The 14,387-nt window shown below is 52.5% G+C and carries 8 protein-coding genes and 1 pseudogene; 3 read left to right on the forward strand and 6 right to left on the reverse strand.

Annotated elements, in window-relative coordinates:
- Together air and nepI are read right to left on the reverse strand one after the other, a co-directional pair.
- Positions 1 to 5,309: pseudogene (air, locus tag AACU19_RS20185) on the reverse strand (inverse autotransporter adhesin EaeX/Air); the annotation flags it as partial.
- A 202-nt stretch (positions 5,310 to 5,511) separates the two neighbouring features.
- Positions 5,512 to 6,696 (reverse strand): purine ribonucleoside efflux pump NepI, encoded by a 1,185-nt coding sequence (nepI, locus tag AACU19_RS20190; RefSeq protein WP_105278441.1) that lies wholly within the window; start codon positions 6,694 to 6,696, stop codon positions 5,512 to 5,514.
- Between the two features lie 233 nt (positions 6,697 to 6,929).
- On the opposite strand from nepI, the gene AACU19_RS20195 reads away from it, so the two are divergent.
- Positions 6,930 to 7,283, forward strand: coding sequence for a type II toxin-antitoxin system RelE/ParE family toxin (locus tag AACU19_RS20195; RefSeq protein ID WP_123057635.1), 354 nt, complete (start codon positions 6,930 to 6,932; stop codon positions 7,281 to 7,283).
- Positions 7,267 to 7,590 (forward strand): helix-turn-helix domain-containing protein, encoded by a 324-nt coding sequence (locus AACU19_RS20200; RefSeq protein ID WP_000125643.1) that lies wholly within the window; start codon positions 7,267 to 7,269, stop codon positions 7,588 to 7,590. The genes AACU19_RS20195 and AACU19_RS20200 overlap by 17 nt, the downstream gene beginning before the upstream one ends.
- A 115-nt stretch (positions 7,591 to 7,705) precedes the next feature.
- Here the strand turns inward: AACU19_RS20200 and AACU19_RS20205 are convergent, their stop codons facing one another.
- Both AACU19_RS20205 and adeQ read right to left on the reverse strand, forming a co-directional pair.
- On the reverse strand, positions 7,706 to 8,158 hold the full coding sequence (locus tag AACU19_RS20205) for a DUF1198 domain-containing protein (protein WP_001306732.1): 453 nt from the start codon (positions 8,156 to 8,158) through the stop codon (positions 7,706 to 7,708).
- 52 nt (positions 8,159 to 8,210) lie between these two features.
- A complete protein-coding gene (gene adeQ / locus AACU19_RS20210; RefSeq protein ID WP_105278466.1) occupies positions 8,211 to 9,545 on the reverse strand; it encodes an adenine permease AdeQ in 1,335 nt (444 codons plus the stop codon).
- A gap of 174 nt (positions 9,546 to 9,719) precedes the next feature.
- On the opposite strand from adeQ, the gene adeD reads away from it, so the two are divergent.
- Positions 9,720 to 11,486, forward strand: a complete 1,767-nt coding sequence (adeD, locus tag AACU19_RS20215) for an adenine deaminase (RefSeq protein WP_105278443.1) — start codon at positions 9,720 to 9,722, stop codon at positions 11,484 to 11,486.
- Positions 11,487 to 11,532: 46 nt separating this feature from the next.
- Here adeD and uhpT read toward each other — a convergent pair whose 3' ends face one another.
- Both uhpT and uhpC read right to left on the reverse strand, forming a co-directional pair.
- Complete coding sequence (gene uhpT / locus AACU19_RS20220; RefSeq protein ID WP_000879199.1) at positions 11,533 to 12,924, reverse strand: hexose-6-phosphate:phosphate antiporter; 1,392 nt, start codon at positions 12,922 to 12,924, stop codon at positions 11,533 to 11,535.
- Between the two features lie 137 nt (positions 12,925 to 13,061).
- Complete coding sequence (uhpC, locus tag AACU19_RS20225; protein WP_105278444.1) at positions 13,062 to 14,381, reverse strand: MFS transporter family glucose-6-phosphate receptor UhpC; 1,320 nt, start codon at positions 14,379 to 14,381, stop codon at positions 13,062 to 13,064.
- Positions 14,382 to 14,387 lie beyond the last annotated feature (6 nt).

The raw sequence follows: 14,387 nt of genomic DNA on the forward strand, positions 1-14,387 counted from the left end.
TTACCGAACGCATCGGTGACCCTCGCCCGCAGCATATTCGCCATTGCACCGTCTGCCACTGAGTTATCCCGGGTGACTACCAGATCCGCTATCTGCGCCGTCCTGACATCGGCGATAAACGTCACGGTCCGGCTCAGGCTGCTGCTGTTGATGCTGGCGGTGACTGTACTGGTGCCCGCCGTCTGGCTGGTGACACTGATCTCCACCGTGCCGTCCTGCCCTGTGATGACAGTCGGAGCGACCGTTGCGCCATTGCCTGCCGTCACGCTGACCGTCTGCCCGGCAAGTACATTCCCGTTAGCATCGGTGACCTTCACCCGCAGCGTGTTCGCCATTGCGCCGTCAGCCACTGAGTTATCCTGCGTCACCTCCAGACTCGCGATCTGCGCCGTGCTGACATCGGCGATAAACGTGACGTTCCGGCTCGCGATACTGCTGTTGATACTGGCGGTGACCGCACTGGTGCCCGCCGTCTGGCTGGTGACACTGATTTCCACCGTCCCGTCCTGCCCTGTGATGACAGTCGGAGCGACCGTTGCGCCGTTATCCGCCAACACGCTGACCGCCTGTCCGGCAAGTGCATTCCCGAACGCATCGGTGACCCTCACTTGCAGCGTATTCGCCGTCGCGCCGTCTGCCACCGCGTTATCCTGGCTAACGACCAGATCCGCGATCTGCGCCGTGCTGACATCCGCAATAAACGTCACGTTCCGGCTCTGGCTGCTGTTGTTGACGCTGGCGGTGATCACACTGGTTCCGGCGGTCTGGCTGGTGACACTGATCTCCACCGTGCCATCCGGCTGCGTGGTGACCGTCGGAGCAGTCGTTGCGCCGTTGCCTGCCAACACGCTGACCGTCTGCCCGGCAAGTGCATTCCCGAACGCATCGGTGACCTTCACCCGCAGCGTATTCGCCGTCGAACCGTCCGCCACCGAGTTATCCCGGGTGACCACCAGATCCGCGATCTGCGCCGTCCTGACATCGGCGATAAACGTGACGTTCCGGCTCTGGCTGCTGCTGTTAATGCTGGCAGTGACCGCACTGATTCCGGCGGTCTGGCTGGTGACAGAGATCTCCGCCGTGCCGTCCGGCTGCGTGGTGACCGTCGGAGCAGTCGTGGCACCGTTGCCTGCCAACACGCTGACCGTCTGCCCGGCAAGTGCATTCCCGTTAGCATCGGTGACCTTCACCCGCAGCGTGTTCGCCATTGCGCCGTCAGCCACTGAGTTATCCTGCGTCACCTCCAGACTCGCGATCTGCGCCGTGCTGACATCGGCGATAAACGTGACGTTCCGGCTCGCGGTACTGCTGTTGATGCTGACAGTGACAGTACTGGCTCCCGCCGTCTGACTGGTGACACTGATCTCCACCGTGCCGTCCGGCTCTGTAATCACCGTCGGAGCAACCGTTGCGCCGTTGCCTGCCGTCACGCTGACCGTCTGTCCGCCCAGCGCATTCCCGAACGCATCGGTCACCTTCACCTGCAGCGTGTTCGCCGTCGCGCCGTCTGCCACCGCGTTATCCTGGCTAACGACCAGATCCGCTATCTTCATCGTCCTGACATCGGCGATAAACGTCACATCCCGGCTCTGGCTGCTGCTGTTGATGGTTGCAGTGACGGCACTGGTGCCCGCCGTCTGGCTGGTGACACTGATCTCCACTGTGCCGTCCGGCTCTGTAATCACCGTCGGAGCGACCGTTGCGCCGTTGTCCGCCAACACGCTGACCGTCTGTCCGCCCAGCGCATTGCCAAACGCGTCGGTGACTTTCACCCACAGCATGTTCTCTGTCGCGCCGTCTGCCACCGCGTTATCCTGCGTTACCCCCAGATCAGCAATACGCGCCGTGCTAACATCAGCAACGAAGTTCACCGTTTTACTATCGCTGCTTTGATTGACCTTAGCCTCAACAGTGCTGGCATCCGCTACGGTACTGCTCAGATCAACCTCTGCCATGCCATGCGCATCCGTCCTGATATCTGCGCTCTGCCTTGCATTGGCAAATACAGCCGCCCCTTTCGTCACCGTAAAGGTGACAGTCTGCTCCGGCAGCACATTGCCAAACTGATCTTCCACCCGGACATTCACCGTATGTCGATCGCTGCCATTCGCCAGCACATCCGGGTTACCCGTTGTCACTTGCATCGAGACAATTTGTGCGCTGGCGGCATCGCCACTAATACTGTAATCATTTGAAGTCAAAGCGCTCGCCCATCCGGACATCTGTAGCTGTGCTTTTAAATCGGTGCCAGGGAGTAAGGCGGTATACGTTGCGGTATAAATGCCTTTTTGATCTTCATTCCAGGTGATGCTTTCCGCTTTTGTATTTGGCAGCTGGATAGCCTGGCTGATAGCGTCTCGTTGCCCCCCGACCAGGTTTTCATAGCTATCCTTGAGCGTTACCGTAACTTTAATCGCACCGCCTGCGGTATAGGTCGTTTTGTCGGTAACGATAGAGGAATAAGCCAGCACAGCTCCGCTTTCGCGGATGACATACGCATCGGATTGCTGCGCGCTACTCCATGTCGATAGTTTCAGCGTGGCGTAATGGCGATCGCCAGCAATCTTCGCGGTTCGGGTGGTGGTGTAAACGCCATCAGACTCTTCGCTCCAGTTACCCGTTTCATTTTTATCTGTACCGCTCACCTCGACCACACCGCTACCCGCCAGCAGCGAATCCATCCCTTTCACCAGGTTTTTCTGCTCATCCATAAGGGTAACTGACACTTTTATCTTGCCACCCGCGGTGTATGACACATCGTCCGTCTTGATGGTGGAGGTCAGCTGCGAGATATCGCCAGTAATAAAGCTCACTTCCACAGACTGACTACTGCCATTGATCTCGGCCTTGATAAGACTGTTTACCGCCTGGTCACTGGCAAGGTTAACGCTGGCAATCCCGTCTTTATCTGTCGTCACAATACCGCCATTTGGATCGGCAAAAACCGCCGCACCCTTCACGACCGTGAAGGTAACATTTTGTCCCTGCAGTAAATTTTGATGCACGTCCCTGACCGTCACAGCGACGGTATTGTGATCGCGTCTGGCAACTGCGTTATTCGCGGTGATCTGCATCGCAGCGATTTTGGCGGTATCTTTATCACCCGCAATACTAAACGCATCCGAATGCTTGGTTTGCCAGCCGGGCATCGTCAGCTGGGCCGTTAATTTGTCGCCAATGAGATGGGCCGTATAGTTTGCTTTGTAAACTCCCTCACTTTCTTCCGTCCAGGCACTAACAGCATCGGTCTTCGTGTTGTCTACTTTAACAGCCTGTTTAAGAAGTTCTTTTCTTCCGGTAACCCCGTTGCCATTCTCATCTTTCAGGGTCACTTTTACGCCTATCGGCTTACCCGCGACGTAATTATTCTGGTCTGTTTCAATCATGGAGTCCGCTCGGGATGCCATATTAGCCACAATGGCAATCAGCGCTGGTGTTTTAGCAACATCGTCGCCGTTAAATTGTGGCATCAGCGACAACGCGCCTGACGTCTTCCCGGAGGTAACTAACTGGGTATAGGTTCCGTTACCGTTGTCTTTCCATTCGCTTAAGGCGAAATCCTGCAAACCTTTTGCCTGTGTTTTTAACGTCATACCGGGGATCGGCTTGCCGCTGGAATCTCGCGCGGTATAGGTCAGCGTTGAGATTGATTTTCCATCCGCAAGCAGAATTTGTAGATCGACAGAAAGCGTTGAATCAGCGAGGCTTAGTGTGGGTTTTTCTACAACCACCATACTTTCTTCACGCCGGGAGAAATTTCCTTTCGAATCTTCCGCTGTAACCGCTATCGGGTAAGTGTTGTCGGTTTCAGGCATTGCCGTGAATCGGTAGGGAGGAATGGTGACCTGAATATCCTTGCCGGAAACAGCTACTTTTCCGCCCGCTGATTGCAGGGCGGCGGCTTCGATGTCATAACCTTTCAGCGCATATTTGGTTTGTAAGGAAGAAACCAGCGATTTAACCTCACCCGGCTTGCCTTTCAGCGGATCGGTCAGCGTCAGCCGCACCAGTTCTTTCTTGCGATATTCAAGGACAATATTGTTATTACGATCGACCAGGTCATAGCGACTGCCTACAAGGCTGCGTCGTGCTGCAACTTCAGCCGGATCGAGCTGTTTTTGCAGTGATTGACCGGGTTGCAGCGTCAGCTCCATACCAATTCGGGTGTCGTTCTCTCCCTGTTTTCCCTGCCGTTGCTCGGCACTAAAGGAGATCAGGGGAACGGGGGTGTAACTCAATCCTGCGGTAATCGCGTGAGGATCATTTTGTCGCTCATCTTTACCAAATAGCGCCACTTCATCGCCGTAATATTGTTCATAGACTAACTTACCGCCCAACTGCGGCCAGGCCGGTAACCAGCCTTCGGCGCGAAGATCCCACCCGTTCGCCGGGCGTGCTTCATAGTCATTGTCGAGTTCCGGTGCACTACGCCAGTTACTCAGGCGCAGATAGCCGTTGCCGCTCAGTTTCAGGTAATCGCGCCAGTATTCAACGCCCATCCCGGTTCGGGTGTGATAGCGGCTCAGGTCATGATCGATAAACAGGTTTATGCCCGACATCCAGCTCGGAGTGAAATAACGCCAGCCGATACCGTGGTTGGTTTGAGTGCGATCATCCGTACGGTGGAGTGCATGCTGGCTGAAGACCAGGTTATCTGGCGTTTCGTACCAGGGATGGAGAAATTCAAATGAAGAGCTTTTAAGGCTGAAATCTTCATCAACACCCAGAGATACCCGGGCAGTTCCCCAGCGGCTGAGCCAGTCTGTCGCCTGCGCAGACACAGAAGAAGCCACCCAGCCACGCGCCATACTCGCAGCCTGTTCGCTGTCCATATCGCGCGCTAAAAGTGTCCCACTTTGTTGCGCCACTTCCGCGACCTGCATTTGTGGATCTTTACCGTCGCGCTCCATCTGCATTGCTTTCAGAGTGCGCGCTTCAGGGCTGTTACTGTTGATGAGTGGTACATCTATCTCATCGCCCTGACGCACATTGTCAAAGCCCCGCGCAAAGGTACGGAACTGATTCAGGCGACGTAATTCATCAACGGTAATACCAAAGCGTGCCGCGACCGTTGGTGGCGATTCCAACGCCCCCAAGGTGTATGGAATAGTTTTAACGTTCGACAGGATCAGTGACGCGGCAGTATCCGAATGCGCAGGGTTAACATGCGTAGGGGCAGCAGCCATAACAGGGAAAATAGTTTGTGTTATCAGGCAAATACCGGCGGTCAGACGACGTAAACGATCCCCCAATCCACATACGCTGTTATCGCCCCAACGATTACCGTTCCCATGCGCTTTCCCTGTCATTTGTCATCCCTGCCGCTATGCGTTCAGATTAAATGACTTTTCTTTAACATGAGGGAAAATGATGATTCATGATGAGTAAATGATGAATGCTGGTAGAAGAATGGAAATAACAACAAGATAAGAACAATGCCCGATCAATTGTTATCAGAGGGAAGAACAGGAGAGTGTTCCCACCACAGCAGTAACCCCTCCTGTAAATACGTTACTTCATTTTCACCTTTGCGGTGACTAACAGCGCGGTAAGCAACATCAATGTGCCGGACAACATCAGCGGCGAAGTCAGACCAATGTTATCCAACGCATAACCGCCGATTGCCGCACCGCAGGTATTGGCAAGCTGAATAACGGCCACCTGAATAGACCCGGCTTTTTCTGCCTGATCGGCCAGTGAGCGAGTGATCCACGTTGACCAGCCAACGGGAATTAAAGCAAAAGTCAGCCCCCAGATAATCGCAACGCCGGTCGCCACGATTTTATCGCTTCCCCACAACGTCAGCACCAACGCACTCAGAGCCAGTATTAACGGCGCACCTGCTAAGGCCAGTTTTACCGAATGTTTAAGAATGAACGACGAAAGCGACGTGCCGATAAAGCTGGCGATACCAAAACTCAACAGCACCAGCGTTAAGCCATCCACGCTGAATCCCGCCAGGTTCATATACACCGGGCGAATATACGTGAAGAAAGCAAACTGCCCGGCGAAAGACATGAAGATGGCGATCATCCCGGCCATCACGCCCGGACGCTGTAATAAGCGGAAAGTATTTTGCTTCTGATGCGAGGGTTCGCCAGGCAGCGAAGGCAATGATTTGATAATCCAGATAATACACAGCACGCCCATCACCGCCGCCGCATTAAAGACATTGCGCCAACCGATAAGCTCACCTAAAAAGCTACCCAACGGTGCGGCTATCACCAGCGCAATAGAAACCGCGCCGAAGATCACCGACAGCGCCTTCGGCACCTTACGCGCTGGTACCAGACGCATGGTCAGCGACGCCGACATCGCCCAGAACCCGCCGAGTGCCAACCCCAGACAGGCACGACCGATTAAAAGCAAACTGAATGAGTTGGCAAAGGAAACCAGCAAGCAGGAGAGCGTCAGCAAAACGGCAAACAAAATAACAACGTAGCGGCGGTCAGTGGCCTGAATTGTCTGGGTAATAAACAAACTGGCAAACATTGCCACAAAAGCGGTCACGGTCACCGATTGCCCGGCAACCCCTTCCGAAATACCTAAATCCTGGGCCATTGGCGTCAACAAACTGACGGGCAAAAACTCAACGATAATCAGGCAGGCGACGCAAAACGCTACCGAGAAAACGGCGGACCAGTTCGGTCGGATGATGGCATCCGCGCCGCGGTTTTCGGCAATAAATTCACTCATGGTGTTACCCGTGGCATGTTTCAGAGGAAAAGCTGACCACTTTAACATTGAAATGTGTGACACATTTAACGTTTTTGCAACTTTTACGGTGTTGTGGGAAAAGTTCGAGGCTGCTCGAAGAAATAAAAATCATAGGGCAAGCTGATATGCATTTTCGCGATTGGGTTGGGAATAAGGGATAAAGTATTGCACTTGGTGATATACTTTAATAACAGGACCTCAACGATATGCGCGTGTTTAAAACCAAATGGTTTGCAAGGGAAGCCAGGTCTCATGCAATAACAGATGAAGAGTTGTGCCGGGCCATTTTAGAAACGGAGCAAGGTAAAGCTGATGCACTTGGTGGTGGCGTTTTTAACAAGCGCCTTCACCAAAATCGTGAGCGTGCAATTATTCTGGCAAAAGGGGGAAGCAATTGGTTTTACACGTTTTTATATGCAAAACAGGATATGTCGAACATCAATAGTCAGGAACTGGCTGGGTTTCGTGAACTTGCAAAGCATTATGCCTTCCTGACGAAAGCCCAACTAACAGCAATGATTAACACTAAAGAACTGACAGAGATCTGCTATGACTGCAAAAACTAAATTTAAAAGTCCTGCATTTGAGGCTATTCACAGCGCAGCTGCTGGATTGTCCAGCGTCGATGCTATTTCTGCCGAAACGATGCGTACTTTTGACAAAGCCTGCCTGACCAGCGTGCAAGACTTACAACCTGTTGAGATAAAAGCACTGCGGGAAAAATTAAAAGTGAGTCAGCCCGTCTTCGCTCACTATCTCAATACCAGCGTTTCAACTGTACAAAAATGGGAAAGTGGCGCTAAACGCCCCAATGGCATTTCATTAAAACTGCTCAGCATTGTGCAAAAACACGGGCTGGAGGTGCTGCTGTAAATAGAACGTAGATAATGCGTTCACCTACTGTCAGTTCCGATGCCGGATGCGGCGTGCACGCCTTATCCACCCACCAGCTCAGGCGCGGTCTGTAGGCTAATAAGACGAAACGGTTTTAATGCAGCCAGTGAACGCCCTCAGCAGGCTGAAAGAATGCGTTATAGCGCATCTGAAAAGCATTAATATCCTGCATTTCAGGTTCGGTTTCGCGCAGAAAACCCAGCGCCAGCCTGACCTGAGCGTCGGTAATGGGAGCGGCGAGGCGAGCTTTTTGTAAAATCCGATGCCATTGCAGCAGGTTCTGTTCGCTACCATCGACAATGACAATTTGCCAGATGAGCAACACCTGCGCGGCGTTTTGCAGGTGCGACTCATCCGGACGATGCAAATAACGTAAAAATTCGTCACCGGCTGACTTTCCCATTTGATCGACCATCGACTCCACGGGTACGACATCAATATTCAGCCGATCGCTGAGACGGCGAATCGCCTTTCTGGCCCCGGATGTCAGCACCCGAAAACCAATTACAAACACTACCGCCAGCGTGGCGAGCATTATCCAGATCATGAGTTCTCCTGCGTAATCAGAACTCATGATATCTGGAAACCCTCGCCAGTTACTAATCCACCAGAATAATCTTCAGTGCAAACAGAGCAGCGACCACCACCACACACAGGTTCAGATCGCGCCAGCGCCCGGTGCACACTTTCATGATGCAGTACGACATAAAGCCAAGCGCAATCCCTTCGGTGATCGAGAAAGTAAAGGGCATCATCACCGTAGTAATAAATGCAGGTACTGATTCGGTAAAATCATCCCAGTTAACGCGCGCCAGGCTTGAGGTCATCAGCACGCCAACAAAGATTAACGCTCCGGCGGTGGCGTAAGGAGGGACCATTGCCACCAGCGGCGAGAAAAACATAACCAACAGAAACATAATGCCGACCACGACCGCAGTCAGCCCCGTTCGACCACCAACTGCCACACCAGAAGTACTTTCAATATAGGCGGTAACAGACGAGGTGCCGATAAACGCGCCCGCCACCGAACTGACGCTATCAACATATAGCGCCTTATTCATATTAGGGAATTTACCGTTACTATCTATTAAGCCAGCTTTATCAGTCACACCGATTAATGTTCCTGATGAATCAAATAGGTTGATCAGCATAAAGGAGAAAATGATACCAGCGAGTTCAAGTGATAATGCGCCACTCAAATCCACTTCACCAATGACGCCGCTAATATCAGGCGGAATGGAATAGACGCCGCTAAATTGAACATCACCGAAAAATAATCCACAGCAAGACGTCACCACAATAGAGACCAGCACCGCGGCATGAAAATGACGAGATGACAACACGGTTATAATAAAAAACCCTAATATACCTAACAACACACCGTGAGAACTTAAATCACCAATCATCACCAGGGTGTCTTTATTGGCGACAATAACACCAGTATTTTTTAACCCCATTAAGGCGATAAATAATCCGATTCCGCTAGTGATACCAATACGTAAACTTAAGGGAATGTTGGAGATCATCCAGTACCGGATACGAAACAGCGTGAGCAAAAATAGTCCAATTGCGCCCCAGAATATCGCTCCCATCCCGGTCTGCCAGGAGATACCCATCGCCCCCACGACCACGAAGGCAAAGAAGGCGTTCAGCCCCATTGCCGGAGCCAGCGCCACGGGTAAGTTAGCAAATATCCCCATCGCAATACTGCCGATACCGGCAATCAAACAGGTGGTAACAAACACCACTTTCGGGTCCATTTGTGCCGCGCCGAGGATTTGCGGGTTCACAAAAACGATGTACACCATGGTTAAAAAAGTGGTCATCCCCGCAATCAATTCTGTGCGGACGGTGGTCCCATGCTGAGGTAGTTTAAATAATCGCGAAAGCGTCCCTGATTCATTACTCACGTAATCGGTATTGTCATTATTCATTTTTTTGTCCATTGGAGGAGATTTAATCCCTTGCTTTTGTAAAACAAATGACAACAACGGTTCAGTGATAATTATCACATTTCAATTGCGCATTAATGGATATTCTTTAATAATCTCGCGACGTTTCTTTATGATAAATAATAATCAAATTGATAAAATCAAAATGAGAAAAATATGAATAATTCCATTAACCATAAATTTCATCACATTAGCCGGGTTGAATACCAGGAATTGTTAGCCGTTTCCCGTGGCGACGCTGTTGCCGATTATATTATTGATAATGTCTCTATTCTCGATCTGATCAATGGTGGAGAAATTTCCGGGCCAATTGTGATTAAAGGACGTCACATTGCCGGTGTTGGCGCAGAATATGCTGACGCTCCGGCTTTGCAGCGGATTGATGCACGCGGCGCAACGGCGGTGCCAGGGTTTATTGATGCTCACCTGCATATTGAATCCAGCATGATGACGCCGGTTACTTTTGAAACCGCCACTCTGCCGCGTGGCCTGACGACTGTTATTTGCGACCCCCATGAAATCGTCAACGTGATGGGCGAAGCCGGATTCGCCTGGTTTGCCCGCTGTGCCGAACAGGCAAGGCAAAACCAGTATTTGCAGGTCAGTTCTTGCGTACCTGCCCTGGAAGGCTGCGATGTTAACGGTGCCAGTTTTACCCTTGAACAGATGCTCGCCTGGCGTGACCATCCGCAGGTTACCGGCCTTGCTGAAATGATGGATTACCCTGGCGTAATTAGCGGGCAGAATGCGCTGCTCGATAAACTGGATGCATTTCGCCACCTGACGCTGGACGGTCACTGCCCGGGTTTGGGCGGTAAAGAACTTAATGCCTATATTGCTGCGGGTATTGAAAACTGCCACGAAAGTTATCTGCTGGAAGAAGGTCGCCGGAAGTTACAACTCGGCATGTCGTTGATGATCCGCGAAGGGTCCGCTGCCCGCAATCTCAACGCGCTGGCACCGTTGATCAACGAATTTAACAGCCCGCAATGTATGCTCTGCACCGATGACCGTAACCCGTGGGAGATCGCCCATGAAGGACATATCGATGCCTTAATTCGTCGCCTGATCGAACAACACAATGTGCCGCTGCATGTGGCATATCGCGTCGCCAGCTGGTCGACAGCACGCCATTTTGGTCTGAATCATCTCGGCTTACTGGCACCCGGCAAGCAGGCGGATATCGTCCTGTTGAGCGATGCGCGTAAGGTCACGGTGCAGCAGGTACTGGTGAAAGGCGAACCGATTGATGCACAAACCTTACAAGCGGAAGAGTCAGCGAGACTGGCACAATCCGCTCCGCCTTATGGCAATACCATTGCCCGCCAGCCAGTTTCTGCCAGCGACTTTGCCCTGCAATTCACACCCGGAAAACGCTATCGGGTCATTGACGTCATCCATAACGAATTGATTACGCACTCCCGCTCCAGCATCTACAGCGAAAATGGTTTTGATCGCGATGATGTGTGCTTTATTGCCGTACTTGAGCGTTACGGGCAACGGCTGGCTCCGGCTTGTGGTTTGCTCGGCGGCTTTGGCCTGAATGAAGGCGCGCTGGCTGCGACAGTCAGCCATGACAGCCATAATATTGTGGTGATCGGTCGTAGTGCTGAAGAGATGGCGCTGGCGGTCAATCAGGTGATTCAGGATGGCGGCGGGTTGTGCGTGGTCCGTAACGGTCAGGTACAGAGCCATCTGCCATTGCCCATTGCCGGGCTGATGAGCACCGACACGGCACAATCGCTGGCGGAGCAAATTGACGCATTGAAAGCCGCCGCCCGTGAATGTGGTCCGTTACCGGATGAGCCGTTTATTCAGATGGCGTTTCTTTCCCTGCCAGTGATCCCCGCGCTGAAACTAACCAGTCATGGGCTGTTTGATGGCGAGAAGTTTGCCTTCACCACGCTGGAAGTCACGGAATAATAAAAAAAAGCCCGGCGTCATGCCGGGCAAAAGTCACCAGTTACGTTTATGCCACTGTCAACTGCTGAATTTTTTTCTCGCGGCGGATTTTGCGTTCTTCCATCACCGCCACTATCGCCATCAGGCAGATACAACCAATCGCGGCGATATCCAGTGCAGCAAAGGTGCCTGCCCAGCCGGTAAGGCCGAATACCGGCGTACCATCGGCAATCATCCCCAGACCTAACTTGGCAAAGCTGTCGCCAATCAGGTAAGCGAAGGTGCCTTTAATACCATCGGCAGCACCAATGGCTTTTTTAGGTACAAAACCAACAGCAGCCACACCAATCAACAATTGCGGGCCAAAGACCAGGAAACCTAACGCAAAGAGAGAAGCCAGATAGATATATTGATTGCTGGCATGTTGATACACACCGAGCGTGGCGATAATCAGCGCCAGCGCGATGCAGGCCACCAGGCCACGGCGACCGTTCGCCAGGTCAGAGAGCCAGCCCCACAGCAGCGTACCGACCAGCGCACCAGCTTCAAACAGCGTAAAGCCCTGAATCGCCACCGCTTTAGAGAGTTTCAGTTCCTGGAACGCATACACGGTTGACCACTGGTCGATACCAATACGCACCACATAGAGGAAAATGTTGGCGAAGCACAGCAGCCAGATCACTTTGTTTTTCAGCACATACTCAACAAAGATCTGCCACTTGGTCATATCGGTAGATTCTGTCTCTTTGTCCTCTTCACTGATCTCTTCGCCGAACAGTTCTTCAGCTTTGCCGAGGCCATAAGATTCCGGGGAGTCGCTGCCGTAACGAAGGCCGATAAAACCGACAATCAACGCGATGATGGACGGGAAGATAAACATGCCGATTACATGGCCGTCAAACAGGTAATTTGCGCCGAACAGCGCCACACCTGCCGCGCCCGCACCGCCAAGATTGTGAGAAATATTCCAGAAACCGAGGAACGTTCCGCGCTTACGACGCGGCGTCCATTTGGTGATGGTGGAGTAACTGCACGATCCCCCGGTACTCTGGAAAAAGCCGCTTAAGGCGTAGAAGGCAATCATCAGGAACAGACTAACCGAGCCGCTGCCCATACTGGCACTGAAGCCCAACATACAAATGGCAGACAAGATCAGCATGAACGGCAGGAATTGTTTGGTGTTTTTGCCGTCAGCGTAATAGGAAACCAGTGTTTTACCCACACCATAAGTGATGGAGAAGCCCAGGCCGATCATCCCCAGCTGCGTCATGCTCAAGCCGTAGGTCGAGATCATGTCGTTCTGCGCGATGTTAAAGTTCTTGCGAATCAGGTACATCGTCAGGTAGCCGATAAAGACCACCAGGTAGGATTGCATGAACGGTTTGAACCACATTTTGCGCCGCACTTCGAGCGGAAGATCCAGGGTCGGCTTGCGAACCTGGTTTAAGAAAGCCAGCATGGGTTACTCCTGAAATGAATACCTGCGTGAGGTATGCATTGTAAAAATCAGCAGCAAATCAGGCCTGAGATAGCGTCCAGGCAAAACCTGGAAAATTTCTTAGTTTTGCCGGATATGAAGTGAAAAGGTGAGATGCATCACGCTTCGCGCGGTGCCTGGGCGTTCAAAAAGGGCAGTAATAGCAGTGCAGAAATCCCGGCGGCGATAGAGATAACCACAAAAAATCCGCTCCAGTGCCAGGTATCGAGCACTTTCGCCAGCGGCCAACCAGCAAGCGACGCCCCCAGATAAGCAAACAAGCCGACAAACCCCGTCGCCGCCCCTGCCGCCTCTTTGTGGGAACACTCTGCCGCCGCCATGCCGATTAACATCTGCGGGCCAAAGACAAAAAAACCAATGGTGAAGAAGCAGGTTGCCTGCATCACGTAGCTGGCAAATGGCATCAGCCACAGCGAGCCGACAGATAGCAAAATCCCGGCGGCGAAAATTAAATTCATCGGCCCACGGTTGCCGTTAAAGAGTTTGTCCGAGCCCCAACCCGCTACCAGCGCACCGATAAATCCGCCCAGTTCAAACATTGTCACTGCCGTATTCGCCGTGACCAGATCGACGCCCAGCGTCTCGGACATATACAAATTGCCCCAGTCGTTGATCGCCGCCCGGACCACATAGACCAGCACATAGCAAAACGAAAGCAGCCAGATATACGGATTCAGCAACACATATTTGGTGAGGATCTCTTTACGTGTCAGCCCTGCCCCTTCTTGTTGTTGAGCGATTTCCAGCGCGTCGTGTCGCCATTCGCCGACCGCTGGTAAACCTAACGCCTGCGGGCGATCGCGCAGCCGCCAGCAGAGAATAATCCCCACGACTATCGCCATACAACCGGCAATCATCATCCCGGCACGCCAGCCGTAATGCAGCGCGCTCGCTGCCATCACAATGGGAATGAGTGCACCGCCGACGTTATGCGCCGTGTTCCATAATGCCCACCAACCCCCGCGCTCAGTACGTGAATACCAGGTGGTTAACAGACGCGCACACACCGGTGAACCCCAGCCCTGGAAAAAGGCGTTCAGCCCCCATAGCATGGCAAACGCCCACAGCGACGTCGAGAAACCAAACAGAATGTTGATAATGCCCGTAGCGATAAGCCCAATCCCCATAAAATACTGGGCATTTGAGCGGTCGCTGACAATGCCGGAGACAAACTTCGACACGCCGTAGGTAATGTAAAACAGAGTTGCTAACAGGCCGATATCGCTACGGCTGAGCACACCGTTGGCAAGAATTTCTGGTACGGCGGCGTTAAAACTTTTACGCGTAAAGTAAAACAGTGCGTAACCCAGCCAGATGGTCAGCAGAATATGGCGACGCCAGTAACGGTAACGGGCATCAATTTCTTGTTTATCGCTAATCAACGGCGCGTCAGCTGGCGCTTTCAGAAACGGCAACATCATCAA

The organism is Escherichia sp. MOD1-EC4550, assembly GCF_963876935.1.
Classification (GTDB): domain Bacteria; phylum Pseudomonadota; class Gammaproteobacteria; order Enterobacterales; family Enterobacteriaceae; genus Escherichia; species Escherichia coli_F.

Bases quoted from the DNA above. Each gene is read 5' to 3' on its own strand.
- nepI (WP_105278441.1), bottom strand. From the start codon at position 6,696: ATGAGTGAATTTATTGCCGAAAACCGCGGCGCGGATGCCATCATCCGA.
- AACU19_RS20200 (WP_000125643.1), top strand. From the start codon at position 7,267: ATGACTGCAAAAACTAAATTTAAAAGTCCTGCATTTGAGGCTATTCAC.
- AACU19_RS20205 (WP_001306732.1), bottom strand. From the start codon at position 8,158: ATGATCTGGATAATGCTCGCCACGCTGGCGGTAGTGTTTGTAATTGGT.
- adeQ (WP_105278466.1), bottom strand. From the start codon at position 9,545: ATGAATAATGACAATACCGATTACGTGAGTAATGAATCAGGGACGCTT.
- adeD (WP_105278443.1), top strand. From the start codon at position 9,720: ATGAATAATTCCATTAACCATAAATTTCATCACATTAGCCGGGTTGAA.
- uhpT (WP_000879199.1), bottom strand. From the start codon at position 12,924: ATGCTGGCTTTCTTAAACCAGGTTCGCAAGCCGACCCTGGATCTTCCG.
- uhpC (WP_105278444.1), bottom strand. From the start codon at position 14,381: ATGTTGCCGTTTCTGAAAGCGCCAGCTGACGCGCCGTTGATTAGCGAT.